The sequence below is a fragment of the Bullifex porci genome, assembly GCF_009695635.1.
Lineage (GTDB): Bacteria > Spirochaetota > Spirochaetia > Sphaerochaetales > Sphaerochaetaceae > Bullifex > Bullifex porci.
This window is the reverse complement of the sequence record NZ_VUNN01000006.1, coordinates 36979-58270: the sequence shown is the minus strand read 5'-3', so window position 1 is coordinate 58270 and position 21292 is coordinate 36979. Positions and strand designations below refer to the sequence as shown.

The following is a 21292-nucleotide window of genomic DNA, read 5'->3' as shown; positions in this document are numbered from 1 at the left end:
TTATTTTTTAAAGAAGCTTAAAAATTTATTAATTCGTCTCTTAAAGCGTCCCTTAGTTGTTTCCTTCTTAGCCTCAAAAACAGTTTCCTCTATACTAGCATCCTGCTTGAGCCTCTTCTTTTCATCCCACTTTCTAACGAGCCACATATATAAATCAGCTTCTGTTTCGCCTGGAAAATTTGCTAAAAGATTATCCTTTCTTACCTCATTAATAATTGGCTGATAAACATTTTTATACCAGCTCTTAGCAGCCTCCTCGAAGGAAATCTCTTCACTCTTATCTTGGTTAATATAATATTTATGAACTAATATATGGTTTACCATTTCAGGGTATGAACCAGGAGATGTAAACTTAATCTCATTCATTGGAAGGTATGTAGGATTATATTGATTAATAAACATATTCCTCTCATACTCTACTGCTCTACTCTTAATACTCTTAAGAGTCATTCCAGGCTCTAGAGCTACCTCGCTATCAAGTTCAACTACCTCTGCGTCGATAAACTCTACTCCCATACTCTTTGCAACAGATACTCTATGGTTTCCATCACGAACAAAGTAATTACCACCTAAAGAGTATACAGATATAGGAGGAAGAACTATATCATCCATCCTTGCCCTATCGATACTAGTCCATCGGTTTCTAAGCATCTCCTTTTTTGGGTAAAAGGCAGATGAGAAATCTCTATACCTTCCCTCAGAACCAATAATCTTATTTACTGGGATAGTTTGCATGCCTAAATAGGTCTCTTTCTTAGGCTTAATAATCTTTGTTACTTCGTATAGTGATAATAAATCGGTATTTTTCCAAGTCAATGTATTGAAAAAAGAATTGAAATGGGCACGTCTCTTTGCTTTAGTAAAATCTTCAAATGCTTGAGAGCTGTTGATTTGATTATCCATTTTGTCTCCCTAAGCTCGTGTCATCAAGCACAAAGCTTTTATATACGTTAATAATCGTAGTTTCCCCATATTTATAAAATCTATTCTCGTTCTCATCAAATAGATGTACATGCCCATGTAATAAGTACTTTGGCTTATATTTGTCAATAAACGTTTTAAAGCACTCAAAGCCACGATGGCAAACATCTACCCCATCACCCATTCCCAATACAGGTGCATGAGTTACAAGTATATCTACATATCTGCCATATTTTTGCTTATTATACAATAGGCGAGGGACAAGCTTATTAATCCTCCACTTCATCTGTTTCTCTGAATATTGGCTGAGCCCATAGTTATATAGCATTGAGCCACCCAAGCCCATTATTATTAAATCTCTTTTTTTATCATAGATACACTTACCATCAATTAGCTCTCCACTATAGTGAGATGTCAATGGAGAATTGAAGTCATTAGTAGCTGGTGTTTGGACCTTTAATACATTTTCCTTAAATTGCTCTAGATTATGGTTTCCATACACATAGTATAGCTGCTTACCCATGATAGTCATTATGAAGTCGTAATAGCGTAAAGGTAAATCACCAGCACTGATAACGAAATCACAATCCCCAAATAGTCTCTTTGAAGATGGAGAATATACAAGAGAATCGGTTTCATCAGCTACACATAGGATCTTCATGAGTTAAATTATAATGCCATTTTGCCATTAGTAAAGACAATATCCATTATCTTGAAGTAATGTTTGTCCATAAATTCCACTAGAATTAGCTAAGAAAAATACGCTATCAGCTAGCTGCTTAACATCTAGCATTCCAGCTATACTATGGCTCTCATAGTGCTTAGCAAGGTCACTTTTAATTAAATCCTTTCTTTTAATTAATCCTGGAGCAAGTGCATTTACTCTTAATCCACTTTCTCGAGCAAGTGAGCGAGTATAAGCGCTAACAGCCCCTTTAGAAGCATCATAGTGACTAGTTCCTCCAAAGCCAGGATGGAGAGAGTTCATAGATGAGATATTTACAATAGAGCCATTACTCTTTTTTAAGACAGGTAAAAGATACTTAGTTACCAGCATCATACCTTTGACATTGACATCAAAAACACTATCAAAGTCATCGAGTGTTAAAGCCTCTGGAGCATTCACTGTGAAAATTCCTGCATTATTTACTAGAACATCCAAAGAATCGATATCCTTTAGCTTTTCTTTCACGGCCTTTTCATCCCTAATATCAACACAGATTGTTTTAAAGCACCCATCCTCTCTTTCTCTAGTAGAGGTACCATAGACTAAGTAATTTTCTTTAAAAAACTTCTCTGCAATAGCATGTCCAAGAGGTGAATAAGCACCAGTTATTAGTACACTCTTCAATTTAAAAACTCCTTTGCCTTTGGGTGTGATAAAAGAAATTCTTCATCAGGAGATGAATACATATCATCACTATATTTTGGACTCATAACAGTTGAAAATAAAGCATATTCACCATCAAGCAATCTTGTTCCCTGGAAGGATCCTCCATTAACTAGGGAATCTCTATTATCTTGGTTTAAAACTCTAATTTCCTCTTTACCATTACTATCAATAATTAGCTGCTCAGAGGTTCCACCCTCTAAAAAGAACCAAAGCTCATCATCTGTAAGCTTATGCATAGATGAAAATGTGGACTTTGTAATTAGATAGTAAATACACCCTGCATTTCCAAATTCTGTGATAAAACGAAAAAAACCTCCTTCCCCAGGGAGGGGAGAGAGGTTGTATTTTTTAATAACTTCGCTTATAGAGGCCATGTTGAAACGATCTCTCTAACAAGAGCTTGGAATCTTGATTTAACCTTTTCACCAGTTTCTAATACCTCTTCATGGTTAAGTGGCTGGTCAAGGATACCTGCACCCATGTTTGTTAAACAGGAAATACCCAATACCTTCATAGACATTTGACTTGCTGAAATTGCTTCAGGTACTGTAGACATACCTACAGCATCAGCACCAAGAAGTCTTGCCATTCTAACCTCTGCAGGAGTTTCAAACTGAGGACCACCAAAGAGCATGTAAACACCATCTCTTAAGGAGAAGCCTAATTTAGCTGCAGCACTATGAGCTACCTTCTGTAATTCCTTTTCATATACATGACTCATATCAAAGAATCTAGGACCAAGCTCATCGCAGTTTGCTCCTCTCATTGGGCTATCACCCATTACCTTAATATGATCATTAATAACCATTAAATCACCTGGCTGCCATGCTGTATTAACGCATCCAGCTGCATTAGTAAGCATTAAATTATTAATACCAAGCATCTTAAATACTTGGATTGGATATACACACTGCTGCATAGTCCATCCCTCATAGTAGTGGAAACGACCCTGCATACATACAACACGCTTACCCTCTAATAGACCAATAGCAAGTCTACCCTTATGTCCCGGTACAGTTGATACTGGGAAGTGTGGAATCTCTGAATATGGGATATAGATTACTTCTCCTAGAGTTTCTGCCATATCCCCAAGGCCTGAGCCTAGAACCATCGCGATATCAAACTTAATATCACCAGTAATAGATTTTATGTAAGCTGCACTTTCTTTTAAATTATCAAGTAACATAATATCTCCTAATTAGAATGGCTGACCTGAAGCAAGAGGTGCTGCACTCTTCTTTGATGAGAATACAAGAGCAATAAGAGTTGCAATGTATGGGAAAGCACCAAGTACTGCCATTGGGATACCACTGAAGGCTGGTAGGATTCTTCCGATATTTGCAATTGTCATACAAAGTCCGAAGAATGCTGTAGAGCCTAAAATTCCAAGTGGCTTCCACTGACCAAAGATTAAAGCTGCAATTGCTAAGAAGCCAAGACCATTAATACCTGATCCAGCATTATACTCACCTGCGTAGGTAACTAAGATACATGCACCACCAAGACCTGAAAGGAAGCCAGATGTTAATACACCGATATATCTCATCTTATGTACATTTACACCTGCAGATGCAACTGCTGATGGATGCTCACCACAAGCTCTTAATCTTAGGCCAAAGCTTGTCTTATATAGTAAGAAATAGCTTATTACCCAAACTGCAATACAAATCCAAGTAGTCCAATAGGTTTCTGAGAAGAAAAGTGGTCCAATTACAGGAATTTTAGAAAGAATAGGAACATCACTTCTGATTACTGCTCTAACAACTGTAATATTACCACTACCTGTAATAGTCTGTGCTAAGAAGAGTGATAGTGCAGATGATAGCATGTTAATAGCTGTACCAGAGATAGTTTGGTCTGCCTTAAGGTTAATTGATGCAATTGCATGTAATGCTGCTAATAGTGTAGAAGCGAGCATAGCTACTACAATACCAATTACAATGGCAAGGTTAAAGCTAAAGCCTGGAATAGCTTGTAATTTTACAATTGTAGCGGCAGATGCAAAACATCCAAAGAGCATTAAGCCCTCAATACAAAGGTTAGTTACACCACTTCGCTCTGAATATAGTCCACCAAGTGCTCCCATTAAAAGAGGCATTGTATATGCGATAGCTGAAGGCACAATGATTATTAGTAATTCCCACATATTATTTTACCTCCTTAGAAGTTTTACTGAGCTCTTTACCTTTCTTTATCAGTTCCTTTCGCTCCTCGGCACTTACTTGATCCATGGTTTTTTCTCCATTTACTGCAAGGGCGAAGTATGCTTCCTTCTTCTCGAATGATTTTTTAAATAAGCCATCCCAGAAGTTTCTAAAGAGTACGTTTGTAGCTGCAAAGTAGATGATAATAGCAATAATTGTATCTGCAAGCTCTGTTGGGATACCAAGAGTTACAAGAGAAAGCTTACCATTCTTAAGAATACCAAAGAATAATCCAGCTATTAAGGAGCCGAGAGGAGTTGAGTTACCAAGTAATGATACTGCAATACCATCAAATCCCTCACTTGGCATCTTTCCCATTTCCATGATATTTGAATAACCACAGTAATATGAAAGACCTGCTAAACCACAAAGAGCGCCGGAAATTGCCATTGAAATAATGATTGATCTATTTACCTTAATACCCGCATATTCAGCACAATACTTATTAGCACCTACTGCCTTTAAGTTGAAGCCAAGTGTTGTTTTATTAAGAATAAACCATATTAAGATTACAGCTATAATAGCTAATAGGAAGCCTAAGTTTGCTGTTGTACTCTTTCCAAAGATAGCTCCAAAAATTCCACTTCTAAGTGTTCTTTCAGTTGCTATTGGTGCAGACTTTACAGCAATAGATGGGTCAATGATAAAACGAGGTATAAAGTCATAGCAAACCCAATAAGCTATCCAGTTAAGCATGATACATGATACTACCTCATGTACGTTAAACTTTGCTTTTAAGTATCCACTAATAAAGCCCCATAAGCCACCAGCTAAAATAGCAGCAAGGATAATAATTACAAGGTATATTGGACGTGGAATTCCTAATGGAAGCTTGTGTGCAAGTAAGCTACAAATGATACCACCAATTAACATCTGTCCAGAACCACCGATATTAAATAGTCCGGTCTTATATGCAAATGAAAATGATAGTCCTGCAAATATTAATTGTGTAGAAAGACCGATTGTTGCGCCAATCTTTCTCTTATTTGAAAGGGCACCCATAAATAGATTTTTATATCCATTTATTGGATCCTTTCCAATTAGCATAATTAATAAGCATCCTGCAAGCATACCCATGATAACTGCAGAAATAGAAACAAGAAGAGGTGAAGCCTTTCTTGCTTCGAGTGGTTTATTTAATACTTTATCCTTCATCACTCACCCTCCTTCTTGATACCAGCCATCATAAGACCTACTGAGTTAACATCTGTATCCTTAGTATTTACGATATCGATTAGGCGACCTGCATTAATAACAGCAATTCTATCTGAAAGGTTAAATATTTCATCTAGCTCGAATGATACTAAGAGAACAGCTTTACCCTTATCACGCTGCTCAACAAGCTGCTTATGAATAAACTCAATAGCACCTACATCAAGACCACGAGTTGGCTGAACTGCAATTAATAATTCAGGATTTGCTGTAACCTCACGACCGATAATTGCTTTCTGCTGGTTACCACCAGAGAGCTTACCAGCTAGAGAATCCTTACCCTCACCTGAGCGTACATCGAACTTTTCAATGATACCCTGTGTGTATTCATTGATTTCCTTTGTCTGCAGTATACCCTTCTTACCAAATCTAGGCTTATAGAACTCCTTAATTACCATGTTGGTTGTAAGTGGAGCTGAAAGAACCAAGCCTCTCTTCTGTCTATCCTCAGGAATATGACCTAAGCCTAACTCATTTCTTTCCTGAATAGACATGTTAGTAATATCCTTACCACAGAGAATAACACTACCACTTTCAATCTTTCTGAGACCAGTGATTGCTTCAATTAGCTCACTTTGACCGTTACCATCGACACCTGCAATACCAACGATCTCACCACCTCTAACAGAAAGAGAGAAATCCTTAACACCAAGAACACCCTTTGCATTCTTAACACTAAGGTTTGTTACCTCAAGTACTGTATCCTTTAATACAGCTGGCTTTTTCTCAACCTTAAAGCTTACTGGGCGACCAACCATCATTGCAGCCATTTCATCAACGCTAGTAGACTTTACATCAACAACTCCAATGTATTTACCACGTCTGATAACAGTACAACGGTCAGCGACCTCTTTAATCTCATCGAGCTTATGTGTGATAAGAATAATTGATTTACCCTCTTTAATGAGGTTCTTCATGATCTGCATCAATTCCTTGATTTCCTGAGGTGTTAATACACCTGTTGGTTCATCAAAGATTAATATATCTGCATCCCTGAAAAGCATCTTGAGGATCTCTACACGCTGCTGCATACCAACAGTGATGTCCTCAATTACCATATCTGGCTCAATAGCAAGGCCATAACGTTCAGATATCTCTTTTATCTTTTTAGATGCAGTTTTGATATCATAAACAAAGCCACCCTCTTTTCCTAGGATGATATTTTCTGCAACTGTAAAATTATGTACCAGCTGGAAGTGCTGGTGTACCATTCCAATACCAAGGTCAAAAGCATCATTAGGACTCTTGATATTTACTTCCTTTCCTCTAACCTTAATAACGCCCTTATCCGCATGATAAAGACCAAAGAGGATAGACATAAGAGTAGATTTACCAGCACCATTTTCACCAAGTATAGCGTGGATTTCTCCCTCTTCAACCTGTAAGGTAATATTGTCGTTAGCAACGATACCTGGGAATTCCTTACGAATTCCGATCATTTCGATTACGTGACTCATCTCTTCTCCAAAATGAGGCGTGCATATGCACGAACATGATTCTTAAAAGGCCGCCAAGACATACAAGGCGGCCTTATTACTGTTAGCTAAAATTTACTTATTTGATAAGTCCATTACCGTTGTCAGAGATTACGACCTTACCAGCCTTGATAAGCTCTACAACTTCAGCAACCTTAGCTTCAATTTCAGGTGTTAAGTTAGGGTTAGAAGCTGGGATACCTGCTCTATCTTCCTTAATACCGAGAGTAAGAAGCTGTCCACCTGGGAATGTACCATCAGCAAGAGCCTTAACCATGTCGTATGCTACACCAGCCGTCCTTCATAGCAGATGTAAGGATACAAGACTGACCGTTACCCATATCACCAACTGAATACTGGTCTACGTCAACACCTACAGCCCAAACATCTTGACCTGCAAGTCTTCTGTTCTTAGCTTCGTTGATAGCACCAACACCTGTACCACCAGCTGCAGCAAAGATTACCTTTACGCCTCTAGCATACATTGCATTAGCAAGCTGCTGACCAAGAGCAAGGTCTGCGAATGAACCAGAGTATACGAAGTTTTCTGCCTTCATTGATACTGTTGTACCGAAGTTGTCGTTAGCATATTTAACACCCTGCTGGAAGCCCCAGTTGAACTTCTGTACAGCAGGAATTTCCATACCACCTACGAAACCAACATCACCAGTCTTAATCTTAAGAGCTGTTGCAAGACCTGCGAGGAAGCCTGACTCCTGCTCTTTGAATACGATAGCTACTGTCTTAGGACCAATACCTGCAGAAAGTGCATCATCGATGATAACGAGGTTAAGATCTTCAACTTCACCCTGAATCTGAGCTACTGCTTCAGCAAAGAGGAATCCTGGGCAAGCAACAAATGAATATCCCTGATCATAGAGAGCATAGATTGCCTGAACATAATCAGATGTTGTTGTGCCTGTTGGGCGGAGGTATGTGTTCTCCCAACCAAGTTCTTCAGCTGCCTTCTTGACACCTTCATATGTACCCTGGTTGAATGAGCGGTCATCAATTGTACCGGAGTCTGTTACCATACCGACTTTAAGAGTCTGCTTAGCCTGAGTTTCAGCTGCACCCTGTGCAAATGCTGAGAAAGCTACTAAACAAATCATTAAAATAGCAAAAGCCTTCTTCATTGTTATTCTCCTGTGAAAATAATTAGTATTGTTAAATAATAGACGAAAGAGTTACAACTGTAAAGTTGTAAAGCATTCTTAAATATTATTTCTTTTTTCTTTAATTTATAGATATTTATTTACAATAAAACAAAGTGCAACAAATAAAATTTTTATCTTATAAAATAGTTGAGGACCACCTTAGTGGTCCCCTATTAGAAAAGCTATTATTTAATAACTTTTTCACTTTCTCCATCGAAGAGATAAACACTCTCAAGAGGTATTGTGAATTTAATATTACTATCCATCTCTGGTGTTTCATGAGGATTAACCTTCAAGATTGATTTCTCACCCTGGATATCAATATATACATTAGTATTATCACCAAGAAGCTCAGTTAGCTCTACAGTACAATCGATTGTATATCCATCACCTTCACCAAGTGTGATAGCTTCAGGTCTGAAGCCAAATACAAGCTTCTTTCCTTCATACTTCTTAAGATTCTCACTACTAAGCTTCTTAGAAAGGTCTACAACATTCTTACCAATAGAAATCTTTCCACCCTTTAATGTTGCTGTAACAAAGTTCATTGGAGGCTCTCCAATAAATCCTGCAACGAATACGTTAACTGGGTTAAAGTACAATTCGTATGGAGTTCCAACCTGCTGGATATAGCCTTCCTTCATAACAACGATTCTATCAGCCATTGTCATAGCTTCAGTTTGGTCGTGAGTTACATAGATTGTTGTTGATCCAGTCTTTCTGTGAATTTCTGTAATCTCACTTCTCATTGTTACTCTCTGCTTAGCATCGAGGTTTGAAAGAGGCTCATCCATAAGGAAGATACCTACCTTTCTAATAATTGCACGCCCTACAGCTACTCTCTGTCTCTGTCCACCAGAAAGAGCCTTAGGAAGTCTTTCAAGATAATCTGTTAAGCCTAAAATCTTAGCAACGTTCTTAACCTTTTCCTCGATAACATCTTCATCGATACCTTCAAGTGTAAGGCCAAATGCAAGATTATCATATACAGTCATCTGAGGATAAAGAGCATAGCTCTGGAATACCATTGCTATTCCACGATCCTTAGGTCCCTTTTCATTTGCTCTCTTACCATCGATAAGGAACTCACCCTTACTGATATCCTCAAGTCCGGCAATCATTCTGAGTGTTGTGGATTTACCACAGCCAGAAGAGCCTACAAAGACGATGAATTCACCCTTTTCAATTTCAAGGTTGAAGTCATGTACGGCATGGAAACCGTTTGGATAGATTTTATTTATGTCTTTAAGAACAAGGTATGGCATATCAGTCTCCTTTTTCTACTTTTCTTTTTGCATCTGCAATAATCTTACTGAACTGACGCTTTATCCAAAGGAAGAAAAGATCAAACAGCAAATAGATTACTGCGAATGTAACTGGTTCGATTCCAAACAAAACTACATCTGTTTGGCCGGTAATGGTACCAAAGGCACCATTAACTCCTTCATATGTCATCATGACACAAAACATGACTAAAAACGAATAGAGGACATTGAAGATTAAACTCCTATACCTCTTTTCAGGGAACATCATCCACTTATCATTGGACCTCGGAGGATTAGCAATCCACCTTAAAGCATTGTTCTCAAGAATATCCTTAACAAAGCCCATTCCAATAGCGGTAACGAAGAAGAGATCTAGAGTTGATCCAATATATAATCCAAGGCCCCAAATAAAGAAATAACAAACTGCACCACTGAACCATAGCTTCATCAATAGTGCCTTTGAAGTTCCACTTATGTGAAGCTTTGACTTAGTTCTATATTTCTTTAGCTCCTCTTCGCTATAGTGCGGGGTGTTCTCAGGAGTTGCCCCTACAAGATCTTCAACAGCCTCTGTTTTTATCCTATAAGGGTCATCCTTTCGTTTTTCCATCAGCTATATTACTCCTCTGCTGAGATATCGATAGCTTCCATCTTATCGTAGCCATCGATATTAACATTAGTATTAATCTTATTAAGAAGCATCTTAAATACAGGACCAAGAGCCATTAATACTAGTGATACAACCAAGAGAATCATATGTGTAAGTAGCATATTGTATGCCTCAAGGATGTATATAGTAGATTCTGTAATAACAATTGGGTTAGCAGAAAGTGCTACTGCATAGTAAACTAGGTCTCTATATCTGTAATCACAGAAAAGAATAATACCAATCATTACAATAAAGATAATAAGCATTGGCTTATTTACCTTTTTTCTTCTTGGGAATGAGTTCATGTAGCAAAGTAAGCTTAACATTGAGAAAAGCATTGTAACAAAGCCACAAAGTCCCATTCCAGAGCCCTGAATCTTAGCTGTTGTATTTGAAATACATGTTAAGTTCAAAGAATAATATAGGAAGGTGATTGCAAATGCGATCAAACCAATTTTCTGAGGGTTTCTCTTAATGGAAACAACCTTCTTTCTAAGCCATTCCTTAATGCCTTTTCTAGAGCCCATTATTTAACCTCCCCTCTGATTGCATTTGTAGTTTCCTTATCGAAGAAGTGCATTCTATCAAAAGAAACCTTAATGTTATCACCAGCTTTATAATCACACCAGCCACGAATCTTACCAGTAATCTTTGTACCACCCTCGATATTTCCATGAACGAGAGTATTCATACCAAGGTTTTCATTTAATGTAACCTTAATACCTACATCGTTACCTAGAATTACGTTTTCTGGTCTTACACCAAGAACAATTGTCTTACCTTCATAATTCTTTAATGTCTTCTTATCGTTATCTGAAAGAGAAATAGCAAATCCCTTACCCTCTAAGCGACCCTTATTTACATTAACATCGAAGAAGTTCATTGGAGGAAGTCCAATAAAGCCTGCAACGAAAAGGTTAGCTGGTGTATCGTAAAGCTCAAGTGGAGTACCTACCTGCTGCACATGGCCCATTGACATACATACGATTCTATCAGCAAGAGTTAATGCCTCTGTCTGGTCGTGAGTTACATAGAGCATTGTAGCCTTAAGTCTCTTATGGAGAAGAAGAATCTCTCTTCTTGTTGAACCTCTGAGCTTAGCATCAAGGTTAGAAAGTGGTTCGTCAAATAAGAATACCTTAGGAGTTCTTACAATAGATCTTCCCATGGCAACTCTCTGTCTCTGACCACCTGAAAGCTGACTTGGCTTCTTATTAAGCTGAGTTGTTAAATTTAGAATCTCAGCAGCAGCTAAAACCTTCTTATGAATGACATTTGGATCCTCATTTCTCATTGTAAGAGAAAATGCCATGTTCTCATAAACTGTCATATGACCATAGAGAGCATAGTTCTGGAATACCATTGCCATATCTCTATCCTTAGCAGGAGCCTGTGTAATATCCTTTCCATCAAGTAAAAGCTTACCATTAGAGATATCCTCAAGACCTGCAACCATTCTAAGTGTAGTAGATTTACCACAGCCTGATGGTCCAACAAGGACAATCAATTCACCGTCTTTTACTTCTAGATTGAAATCAAAGACAGCTTGAACATTATTATCATATATCTTATCGATATGTTGTAAGCTCAAAGTAGCCATTAGTCCCTCCTGACCTCTTCACCAAGTGTAGCAAGATATGCATTCAATACACGGCTCTTTTGGATACCAACAACTGCTGCTAATAAGAGAGCAATTCCAGAGATTCCAAGGTAGATAGCACAACGTACGAATTGAGCAGCACCCATAACAACTACATCAACATTAGCAATTACTACTGTTGCATGACTTGCATTCCATGGGATGTAGAAAATTCTAACAAACTGTAAGACACCAAGAACAATGAGTAAGTAGCAATACTTTTCACCATAGGATTTTACTCCCTCTGATGCAAGGAATGCTGCAAGCATAAATGCTAGGTTATAAATGATTGAAGCGCCAATCATAAGTGTATAGTAATAGTTACTTACATCTGATTTGTAGATGCTAACGAAATAGAAAACATCAAAAATAATGGCAAGCAAAGCAAGGTTTGAAGAAAACTTATTCTTTGTATAGCGCATTCGATCAACTTTGATGCTTTTATCTTGATCTGTCATACAGCACCTCCCTTTGCGATGAGTTCACGCTCTGCCTTCATGAGATTCATCTTCCAAATACAGTTGTAAATTAAAAGACCAACTTCAATTAAACAAAGAGCAAATACACCGTAATGGATATCGAACCAGAATGTTGATTCTGTATATTTCTGTTTAAACATCTGAGCATGCATCTTTAGAGCCTCAAAGTCTACAGCAAGCCACTGAGCTCTAAACTCCTGAATCTGAAAATGTGCCCAAACAACGATAACAAGTGTAGCGACAACAAATAAGCCTGTTGCTACATAGTTACCAATATAATACTTTCTGCGATTATTTGTTTGTGTAACAAAGAGAAGGCATGCTAACAAAAGCATTACGATTGATGTAGACAGGAATGCTTTGTTAAATCCCTGCATATTATAGTATACGATGGAGCCCGGAACAGTTGTATATGTTAGATCAGATGGATCCATCATTGTCGAATATAGACAGTCATATAGGTCCGTCATAATTCCAAGAGAATAAAGGAATACAACGAAACCGGTAGCTAGTGCAAGGTAGCAGATCAACTTCTGAAATAACATCTGCTTTTTGTACATAACTCCTCCTCCTTAATTTTTTTATTAATGGTACCTATGCGGAAGATTCATACTCCCGCATAGGATTGTTTTTTTAAACTCTAGCTTAGAGCTGAGTATAGAACTTGAGAAGACGATTCCAAGCACCCTGCTTGATAAAGAGGTACTGAGAACCACCCCATTCATTAGCAACCTTATTAACAGTTGTAGCTGCAGATGAGCAACCTTCAAGAGTATAACCCTTTACGATCTGATCAACGAGAATGTTAATCTTACCCTTCTGCTGGTTGAACTGGTTCTGGAGCTCTGTATACTGGTTAACAGTATCTGTCTCAACAGATGTTGTTGGAAGTGTTGTAGGGATTGATGCATACCACATATTGGATGTAACAGCGAGCTCTGGGTGCTTGATTGTACCAAGACCAATAGCTGTTGAAATGTATCCTGCACCTTCCTTACCAACTTCGTGTGTGCACTGATATTCGAATGCCTGGCTCTTTGCGAATGAGAGAGTTGATCCAAGATACATTCTTGCGAAGTTAGTGTAGTTACCACTTGTGAGCTTCCAGAGGAGTTCCTGTGTAACATCAGCAATTACTGGCATTTCCTGACCGTTGAATGTGAATGTTACATAGCTACCATCTGCATTAGTCTTGATGAATTCTTTTGGACCATAGCTCATGAGGATCATACCTTCTGGGCTATATGCAAAGTCGATGAGCTTAAGAGCTGCATTAAGCTTGTTAGTGTCATCACCAACACCAGCCTTACTGATTGCCCAACCATCGGTCTTTACAGATCTCCAAGACTCTGTAAATCTCATGTAAACGCCGTCAGCATTTGAACCATCGTACCAGCGAGCAACAGGAACCATTACAGCCATGTACTTTTCTCCATCCTGGAGCTTTGTTTCGTTCATGATTGTCTGAGTCTGGTTGTAGTCATAGCTCATGAAACCAAGGTCATTTTCGAGCATCTTTGCAGATGTTTCAGCTGAAGTATCAACAAATGACTGAGAAATTAAACCTTCCTTAACGAGGTCATTCATTCTCTCCATTGCCTTGTATGTAGCTTCCATCTGGCGTGCATCATAGAGCTTACCATCTGAACCGAAGTAGAGATAATCCTGTCTTGATTCAAGACCACGAACACCAAAGAGTGTACCAGCGAATCTGAAAAGGTCTACTCTTCTCTGGTTGTTAGCATCTTCACGTGAGAATAAGCCCTGAACTGTATCTGTACCATTAAGTGTATATGCGTTAGCTACTACACATCTTAAGAGAGCAACGAGTTCATCTGCATCCCATGCTGCATCCTGTCCGATAAAGAGGTTAGATCTAGTTGTTCCATAGTAACCATTGTAAGCTTCATCGATGTATGTTCTAAGCATGTTAACTGCTTCAACACCACTAACACTACCCTTTGCAAGAGCAGCATTCATCTTAGCTACGATGTTACCTGCTTTATCATAATCTTTAGTAAGAGCAAATACACCACTACCATCAGCTTTAACTGTATCAACAGTTACTTTGCCCTTCTCTGGCATATATGGAGTATAAGCAGCTGCTTTGAGTGTACCTGATTTAGCTGCTGTGAAAGCACCTTCACCATCGAGGAGCTTTACAACCCAGTCAGTTCTCATAAGAGGCATTCTTTCGATATCGTTTACACCATCGAAATAAGGTGAGAAGTAGATAGCACCAGTTGATGTATTACCTGTGATAGAAAGTCTTACAATTGGGTTAGCATCTAAGTATGCTTTGAAGTTAGGCATCTGATCGAGGTACTTTGCGATATCAACGAAAGCACCCTTGTCACCATATTCTACGAGAGATGTAGCGTTACCAGAAACCATATCTACATCACCAAGCTTTTCAGCCCAATACTTAAGCTCGTTTGTAGCTGAGTTACCCTGATATTTATCTTCGAATTTGATACCAAGAATATTCTGAACTTCAACCCAGGTTGGCTTTAAGTCACCAGCACGATATGTCTTTCCTGCAAGCTCGATACCATCTTTAGCTGTATCAGCATCGAAAGAGAGACCAGTCTTCTTACTGTTATAACCTGTTGCCATTCTAAGAACTGTTCCTTCAGCATATTCAAGCTCTTTAACTTCTTGAACTGGAGCAGAAGTCTCTGCCTTAGTAGCTGTCTGAGCAGGAGCTGCTGTAGTTGTTGTAGCTGCAGGAGCTGCTGTCTGCTGAACAGCAATAGTCTTTTTATTTCCACCACATGCCATGAGCAAACAAAGCATTAGGGAGATAGTTAAGACCTTAACAATAGTCTTTTTCATATTTTTCCTCCAATTACTTAATCTATATTATTCCTTTACACCACCGACATTTGTACCCTTAGCGAAATACTTTTGGATAAATGGGTAGATAACAAGAATTGGTACAATTGAACATACAATCAAAGCATATATAACAGAGTCAGAAGCATATGCCTGGTTCCAACCACTCATTACCTCAGGGTCTGTATATTGCTCAAGTGTTAGTCTTATAAATACCATCAATGGATGCTCGTTTGAGTTACTAATCATCTGGCGTGCCCAGAAGTAACCATTCCATCTTGAAATACCAAAGAAGAGAGCTACTGTTGCGATTGTAGATTTACTCATTGGTATATATACCTTTGAAAGTACCTGGAATTCTGTTGCACCATCAACGATTGCTGCTTCTTCGATTTCTGAAGGAACACCTTCAAAAGCGTTTCTAAGCAAGATGATGTTCATAGCGGCCATACCCATAGCGATGATTACGAGCCACTTATCATCCATAATACCTACAGCATTGAAAGCTGCCTTAGTATTTAAGTAGTTTAAGTACTGAGGTACGATACCTGCACTGAACCACATTGTGAAAACAAGGAAGAAGTTAAAGGTCTTTCTGAATAGAAGTCTTTTCTTAGAAAGTGCATATGCACCTAAGATTGAATATCCTAAAGACCAAATTGTTCCATAGAATGTAATAAATAAAGTATTTGAGTAAGCATTCCAGAACATATTGTTTGTAAACATTTGACCAAATGCTTCAAACTGTATTTCCTTAGGGAAGAGTACAACTTCTGAATACTCTACAGCTCTTCTACCACTAATAGATGATGCAATTGCATATAAGAATGGATATAAACATCCAATAGCAAACATTGTAAGTAGAGTATAGCTGATGACCTTGAATATTAATTCGGTTGTTTCAAGTTTTCTTTTCATTTTGCCATCTCTCCATTAATAAAGTGATACGTCTGATGCTTTTCTCGCAATCGTATTAGCACCGATAACGAGTAACATTCCGATTACGTTGTTCATCATCTCAGCAGCTGTGGCAATACCCTTAGCTGCACCCTCAAGACCATATCTCTGAGCAAATGTAGATACTACATCAGCTGTTACATATGTATTTGGATTATAGAGGAGGAGAACCTTCTCATAACCGATAGAAAGGAGAGAACCGATCTTTGTGATGAGCATGATTACGATTGTTGATAAGATACAAGGTAATACAACATATCTCATCTGAGCCATTTTTCCGGCACCGTCGATTTGAGCTGCTTCATAGCTTGTTGGGCTAATAGCAATAATTGCAGCGAAGTATACGATAGAACCATAACCTGCTTCTTCCCAAATTCCTGATAACTGGTAAATACCTCTAAAGAATCTTGGGTCATTTAAGAGACCACCATTTGCAAGTTCATGAGAGATTAATCCAAGAGCCTCTAGTAACTGAGATACAATACCATAGCTAGATGTTAATGAACCCTGCTTAACAAGCATTGTTACAAGAGATGTCATTACTACAGTAGACATAAACTTTGGAAGATATGTAAGAACCTGGAAAATACTTCTTGCAACGTTTGATTTAACTTCGTTGAAGAAGAGTGCCAAAATAATAGGTACTGGGAAGCCAAAACAGAGGCCATAGAAGGAGAGTAAGAATGTATTTCTTAATGCTCTCCAGAACTCTGCAGAAAGAGCATCTCCACCTGCTATAAGACGCTTAAAATATGAAAATCCAGAGAAAAGCTGCTCAGATACAGGAAGTACCTGGTCATAAACCTTGAAACAGCCAAGGAGTTCATACATTGGGAAATATCTCCAAAGAAGGAATACAACCAACATTGGAACCAGCATGATATACAATCTCCAGTCCTTAACGATTGTTCTTCCGACGTGAAGCCAATAGTGCTTCTCAACGTCATCCCTTACTCTCTGCTCGGGATTTTCTCTGTAGGTCTTGGTCTCGGCATCATACATTAAATAGTCCGATGCATCTACCTTCATTCTCTACCCCCTTTTTCATTTTCTTCGTTATTAACACGTACCAAATACGAAATTTGATCCTCAAATACACCATCCAGCTTTCTCGTTATGCAAATTATCAGGATTGCAAATAGCTCTGAAATAATATCTGTAGCAATAAAGGTTACGATACTACCAATACCATTTCCTAATAGAGCTGCAACAACTCCACGTCCAATCTGCATCGACAAAGCAGAAGCCAATGCGAAGATTATTGAAGTGAATACACTATCTCTAATCTTCTCCTTTCCAATAAACTTCAAAAATAAAAGAAGCACTACTGAAAATAAATTTCCGAGGGTATAAATCAAATATTGTTGGGTGCTTGCACCACTTGCAAAGCATAGAGCAATGCCTCCTAATGCACTATACAAGACGCCAAAAGCACTCCACCTCATATAGACAACAGCAACAAGTGCTGGAACTATAGATAGAGTCCAAAGCTGAGCTCTAAACCATACTGAACCTGCTTTGACAACAATGAATTCGAAAACAAAAAGAATAATACTCCATATCATCAGATCCACTGCTTGATACCGTCTGATAGTGGAATTCACTCCTTTAATCCCTCCATTTTTAATTTTAATTTCCCATCTTTTGTAACGCAAGTTAAAAAAAAGAAAAAATACGGAGTTCGAAAATCCGTAGAAATACGATTTCAACCCCGTAAAGTTAGTATCATATGGTTTTTTCAAATTTTACAAACATATTATTGCACAATTCCGATAAAATATCGTTTTTTTACTATTATCTAGTTACGATTTCTTACCTGTCCAGGTGATACTCCTTTTATTTTTTTGAAGACTCTACAGAAGTAAGCTTGGTCTTGGAACCCAGTTGCAGAGGCTACTTCGTTTATAGTTGAGCCAGTTTGAGTTAGCATTTCAGTCGCAAGCTGTACCCTATATCTGTTTAAATAATCCCAAGGAGAAAGCCCCATATCCTTCTTAAATATTCTTGTTAAATAATCCTCACTAATATTTACATACTCAGCAAGCTGCCATCTTGAAATTTGGTAGGTAGCCTTTTTGTTAATATAGCCAATTGCTTTCTTTACTAAAGCACCTGTTAATGGCGGTAATATTCCATTTCCACCAAAGATACCAATTAGCCTTGAGATAAACTCATCTGAGTCGCAGAGTGATGAATTACTAATAATAAGGTTAGGTAATTGAGCAATCTTCTCAATCTCATTTTCATTAAAATGATCCTTAACCATCAATACTGGTACCTTAGAAAAACGTTTTTCCTTTCTAATTTGTAAAACAATATCATAGGAAGAGGAATTTAGGATTATCATCGCTGGTGTCTTTGAGTAGTTCAATAGCTCCTCTTCACTCTTAACGAGTAGGAAGCTACCAAATGCTTTAAGCTTTGATAAACCATCTATTGGAGTTCCAAGAACTAAAATTACACCTTCTATACTATCATGAGTTCCAGCCTTCAATGTTGACCATAAATCCAAGGAAGAGGACTCTACATTGAAGCATAAGAATGGCATGCTCTTACTTCTCTGATGGTTCTTTAGGAGATTTAATACTACACTTTCTCGTTCTCTCTTATCACCATAATCCCAAGCAATACGTGTTACATTATCTGGAATTTCAAACTCATCTGCTAAATCATTCTCTGTAACATAAAGAACCTGAGGTAGAGTTCTTACAACATCAGGAATAGTACTAGATTCGTTTTTCTTAATATATAAGGTATATCCAATACCTATATTTTGAGTAATTTCACTAGAAAGAGAAGGCCATGGATAGCAAATAGCAATTCCATGCTCTTTAAAATGGAATGTACCACTATGAAGCACAACTATTTTCTCTGCTAAGGAAAGAGCTGCGTCATCCTTTTCCTGCATAGGATTCCAGCTATCTGAGGATAATAATACAGATAAGCCTGAAGGCTTTATTGATACCTCGATATCAATCACATCATTATCCTCAGATGCAAGCTGATATAAAATCTCAGATACTTGAGTTACCTTTTCAGGGTCCGCATATATTGCAGGAAGAGAATCAGGAATTAAAGCATTAATTCCAAGCTTTAAAGCAATATCTTTAAAGAATGGAGTTGGAGAAATAAGCTTTTTCTTTAGCTCTATTTGTCCCTTTTCTGTATAACACAGGTCTAATAGATGCTCAGCCTTAAGTAGATGATTTAATAAATCCTTTTTATTTTGAATATCAGAGGTACTCAAGATTTGCTTCATCTGCTGAAGAGGCTCCTTAAGCCCATCTGAAATACTATCAAAGAAATCAGAGGAGGCTCTTTCAGCCTTCTCAGCAACATCCTTAGCTCTATTTGCAGCCTCTAATAAGCTAATGCCTTTTAAGGTTGAGGAGATTGTTGCTCTTAAATCCTCTAAGAATTGTTCATCTCTTTGCTCAGTAACATCAACGAGTAAATAGCCTAAATACTCCTTATCATATGTTAAAGGAAGTAAAACATACGCTCCTTTTGAAATATTTGCTGAAAGTACTTCAGGCAAGAGAAGATGAGCTGGGAAATTTTGTGGACTAATAGGATTTAATTGCCTATCAAAGCCAGTCTCTAGATGTGAGATCCCCTCTCCATAATTAGCGAAAACTAAGTAACACTGCTTAATACCTAGTTTTGGCAAATCACTTCTTAAGGTATTTCCTAGGTCAACATTTGATCTAATTGATAGAAGCTTATTTTTGAGAGCATTTACTTTATTACTCATCACACTCTGCTTATATGAAACCTCTGCCTGGTAGCGTGAATAGGTTTCAATCATTGAAGGCATTAATTCAGAGGAGAAGAATAGAGAGAAATCCTTAGGGAAGTTAAAGGTATCAAAGAAGCACTTATAAACATCTAATAAATCGTAAAGCTCCCCTCCACTTTCTAGGAATCTTCTTACAAAGAATAAAAATCTATCTCTAAATTTTACGAAATCAGATTCGCGATTAAGCTTGCTAGCTTCAAAGGCATAATCAATAAAAGCCTTTACCTCTGAATAGCTTATTTGATCTTGAGTTAAGCTTCTAATCCAGCTAATAAAGTTTTCCTTATTCTCAAGCTCCTTTCCTGCAGGCTCAGTAGCTCCAAAGCTATGGTCACAGCCACATGAGTGCCTTATAACTAGCTCAGCTGGTAGGATTACATCCTCCACCATTGTAGCAGGGTCATTGAAAATTTGATTTAAAATCTCAACAGCTACATGGCTCATACCAACGACAGGCATTCTAACAGTTGTTGGAGCAACCTTCATTATTTTATTGTTATCACTATCGTTAAAGCCAGCAACCTTTAATGTTCCAGGGACCTCTACATTTATCTCCTCAAGATAGCGTAGCGCCCCACTAAGCATTAAATCTGAAGCACAAATTAGAGCATCAAAATCTATTCCAGGAACAAGCCCTCTTTCATTTATTATTTCTCTTAAAGCCTCTCTACCCTGTGCCCAGTGATGTGGTGATGATATTAAATCATTATTTATAGGAATGTTATATTTCTTTAAACAATCCTCATAAGCACAATATCTTGATTCAGCACTTGCATGGCTATTTGGACCTCTTAAAAAAGCAATCCTTCTCAGCTTATGCTTTGTAATAAAGTGCTCAACCTCATTATACATACCTTCATAAGCGTCAAAGGTAACAGAAGGAGATCCTTCTACAGGAAGTCCAATTGAGATAACAGGAACCTCTGTACTTCTGATAATTGAACATACCTCTTCAGCTGTAAGCTCTCCAGTAAGAGAGCTACTCCAGTTGATGATACCGTCAAAATTTTCCTTAGTTTCTAAGGAGTAGATATTATTTCTTAAATACTCATCCTGCTCCTTATAGTTGAGTCTTCCTCCTGGGAATACAACAACTGAATCACTAAGTAAATCTACAGATGAGAGAACACTTCTCCAAAGGCGGATGGACGCTCCCTCATGAATTGATGCCAATACTAGTCCTATCCTTTTGTTCATATATTCAGAATAGCCCTGTTTTTACCGCACTACAACAAAAAATATCGTTTTTTTACAACATCCTTTATTGTACAATAAAGACATATAGGATCTTTAGTTTTTCTTGACAG

21 protein-coding genes are annotated in these 21292 nt (G+C 37.9%); all 21 read right to left on the bottom strand.

The features are described from left to right. Positions 1 to 903 (bottom strand): transcriptional regulator, encoded by a 903-nt coding sequence (locus tag FYJ80_RS04770; protein WP_154425058.1) that lies wholly within the window; start codon positions 901 to 903, stop codon positions 1 to 3. After that, on the bottom strand, positions 896 to 1582 hold the full coding sequence (locus FYJ80_RS04765) for a metallophosphoesterase (protein WP_154425057.1): 687 nt from the start codon (positions 1580 to 1582) through the stop codon (positions 896 to 898). The genes FYJ80_RS04770 and FYJ80_RS04765 overlap by 8 nt, the downstream gene beginning before the upstream one ends. 27 nt (positions 1583 to 1609) lie before the next feature. Then, on the bottom strand, positions 1610 to 2272 hold the full coding sequence (locus FYJ80_RS04760) for an SDR family NAD(P)-dependent oxidoreductase (RefSeq protein WP_154425056.1): 663 nt from the start codon (positions 2270 to 2272) through the stop codon (positions 1610 to 1612). Then, positions 2269 to 2688, bottom strand: coding sequence for a cupin domain-containing protein (locus FYJ80_RS04755; RefSeq protein ID WP_154425055.1), 420 nt, complete (start codon positions 2686 to 2688; stop codon positions 2269 to 2271). Before FYJ80_RS04755 ends, FYJ80_RS04760 begins: the two co-directional genes overlap by 4 nt. Beyond that, positions 2676 to 3500 carry a purine-nucleoside phosphorylase gene (locus tag FYJ80_RS04750; RefSeq protein ID WP_154425054.1) on the bottom strand — a complete coding sequence of 275 codons (825 nt, stop codon included), beginning with the start codon at positions 3498 to 3500 and terminating at the stop codon, positions 2676 to 2678. Before FYJ80_RS04750 ends, FYJ80_RS04755 begins: the two co-directional genes overlap by 13 nt. Before the next feature lie 12 nt (positions 3501 to 3512). Further along, on the bottom strand, positions 3513 to 4460 hold the full coding sequence (locus tag FYJ80_RS04745) for an ABC transporter permease (RefSeq protein ID WP_154425053.1): 948 nt from the start codon (positions 4458 to 4460) through the stop codon (positions 3513 to 3515). A 1-nt stretch (position 4461) separates the two neighbouring features. Then, entirely contained in the window at positions 4462 to 5673 is a 1212-nt protein-coding gene (locus FYJ80_RS04740) for an ABC transporter permease (protein WP_154425052.1), read from the bottom strand. Then, positions 5673 to 7187 (bottom strand): ABC transporter ATP-binding protein, encoded by a 1515-nt coding sequence (locus tag FYJ80_RS04735; protein ID WP_154425051.1) that lies wholly within the window; start codon positions 7185 to 7187, stop codon positions 5673 to 5675. The genes FYJ80_RS04740 and FYJ80_RS04735 overlap by 1 nt, the downstream gene beginning before the upstream one ends. Positions 7188 to 7284: 97 nt before the next feature. Further along, entirely contained in the window at positions 7285 to 7482 is a 198-nt protein-coding gene (locus FYJ80_RS11910) for a hypothetical protein (RefSeq protein ID WP_235899590.1), read from the bottom strand. Next, positions 7475 to 8341: a BMP family lipoprotein gene (locus tag FYJ80_RS04730; protein ID WP_235899589.1), complete on the bottom strand. Its 867-nt coding sequence runs from the start codon at positions 8339 to 8341 to the stop codon at positions 7475 to 7477. The genes FYJ80_RS11910 and FYJ80_RS04730 overlap by 8 nt, the downstream gene beginning before the upstream one ends. Before the next feature lie 206 nt (positions 8342 to 8547). Next, a complete protein-coding gene (locus FYJ80_RS04725) occupies positions 8548 to 9627 on the bottom strand; it encodes an ABC transporter ATP-binding protein (RefSeq protein ID WP_154425050.1) in 1080 nt (359 codons plus the stop codon). A gap of 1 nt (position 9628) precedes the next feature. Continuing rightward, positions 9629 to 10237, bottom strand: coding sequence for a hypothetical protein (locus tag FYJ80_RS04720; protein WP_154425049.1), 609 nt, complete (start codon positions 10235 to 10237; stop codon positions 9629 to 9631). A gap of 8 nt (positions 10238 to 10245) precedes the next feature. Beyond that, entirely contained in the window at positions 10246 to 10803 is a 558-nt protein-coding gene (locus FYJ80_RS04715; protein ID WP_154425048.1) for a hypothetical protein, read from the bottom strand. After that, a complete protein-coding gene (locus FYJ80_RS04710; protein WP_154425047.1) occupies positions 10803 to 11876 on the bottom strand; it encodes an ABC transporter ATP-binding protein in 1074 nt (357 codons plus the stop codon). Before FYJ80_RS04710 ends, FYJ80_RS04715 begins: the two co-directional genes overlap by 1 nt. Continuing rightward, entirely contained in the window at positions 11876 to 12373 is a 498-nt protein-coding gene (locus tag FYJ80_RS04705) for a hypothetical protein (protein ID WP_154425046.1), read from the bottom strand. Before FYJ80_RS04705 ends, FYJ80_RS04710 begins: the two co-directional genes overlap by 1 nt. Continuing rightward, on the bottom strand, positions 12370 to 12954 hold the full coding sequence (locus FYJ80_RS04700) for a hypothetical protein (RefSeq protein WP_154425045.1): 585 nt from the start codon (positions 12952 to 12954) through the stop codon (positions 12370 to 12372). The genes FYJ80_RS04705 and FYJ80_RS04700 overlap by 4 nt, the downstream gene beginning before the upstream one ends. Before the next feature lie 85 nt (positions 12955 to 13039). Further along, entirely contained in the window at positions 13040 to 15229 is a 2190-nt protein-coding gene (locus FYJ80_RS04695; RefSeq protein WP_154425044.1) for a type 2 periplasmic-binding domain-containing protein, read from the bottom strand. A 27-nt stretch (positions 15230 to 15256) separates the two neighbouring features. Then, the gene (locus tag FYJ80_RS04690) at positions 15257 to 16147 is read right to left on the bottom strand and encodes a carbohydrate ABC transporter permease (RefSeq protein WP_154425043.1); all 891 of its coding nucleotides are present in this window, start codon (positions 16145 to 16147) and stop codon (positions 15257 to 15259) included. Positions 16148 to 16162: 15 nt separating this feature from the next. Continuing rightward, the gene (locus FYJ80_RS04685) at positions 16163 to 17215 is read right to left on the bottom strand and encodes an ABC transporter permease (protein ID WP_154425042.1); all 1053 of its coding nucleotides are present in this window, start codon (positions 17213 to 17215) and stop codon (positions 16163 to 16165) included. Continuing rightward, a complete protein-coding gene (locus FYJ80_RS04680; RefSeq protein ID WP_154425041.1) occupies positions 17212 to 17751 on the bottom strand; it encodes a hypothetical protein in 540 nt (179 codons plus the stop codon). Before FYJ80_RS04680 ends, FYJ80_RS04685 begins: the two co-directional genes overlap by 4 nt. A 233-nt stretch (positions 17752 to 17984) precedes the next feature. Next, positions 17985 to 21182 carry a helix-turn-helix domain-containing protein gene (locus FYJ80_RS04675; RefSeq protein WP_154425040.1) on the bottom strand — a complete coding sequence of 1066 codons (3198 nt, stop codon included), beginning with the start codon at positions 21180 to 21182 and terminating at the stop codon, positions 17985 to 17987. Positions 21183 to 21292: the final 110 nt, after the last annotated feature.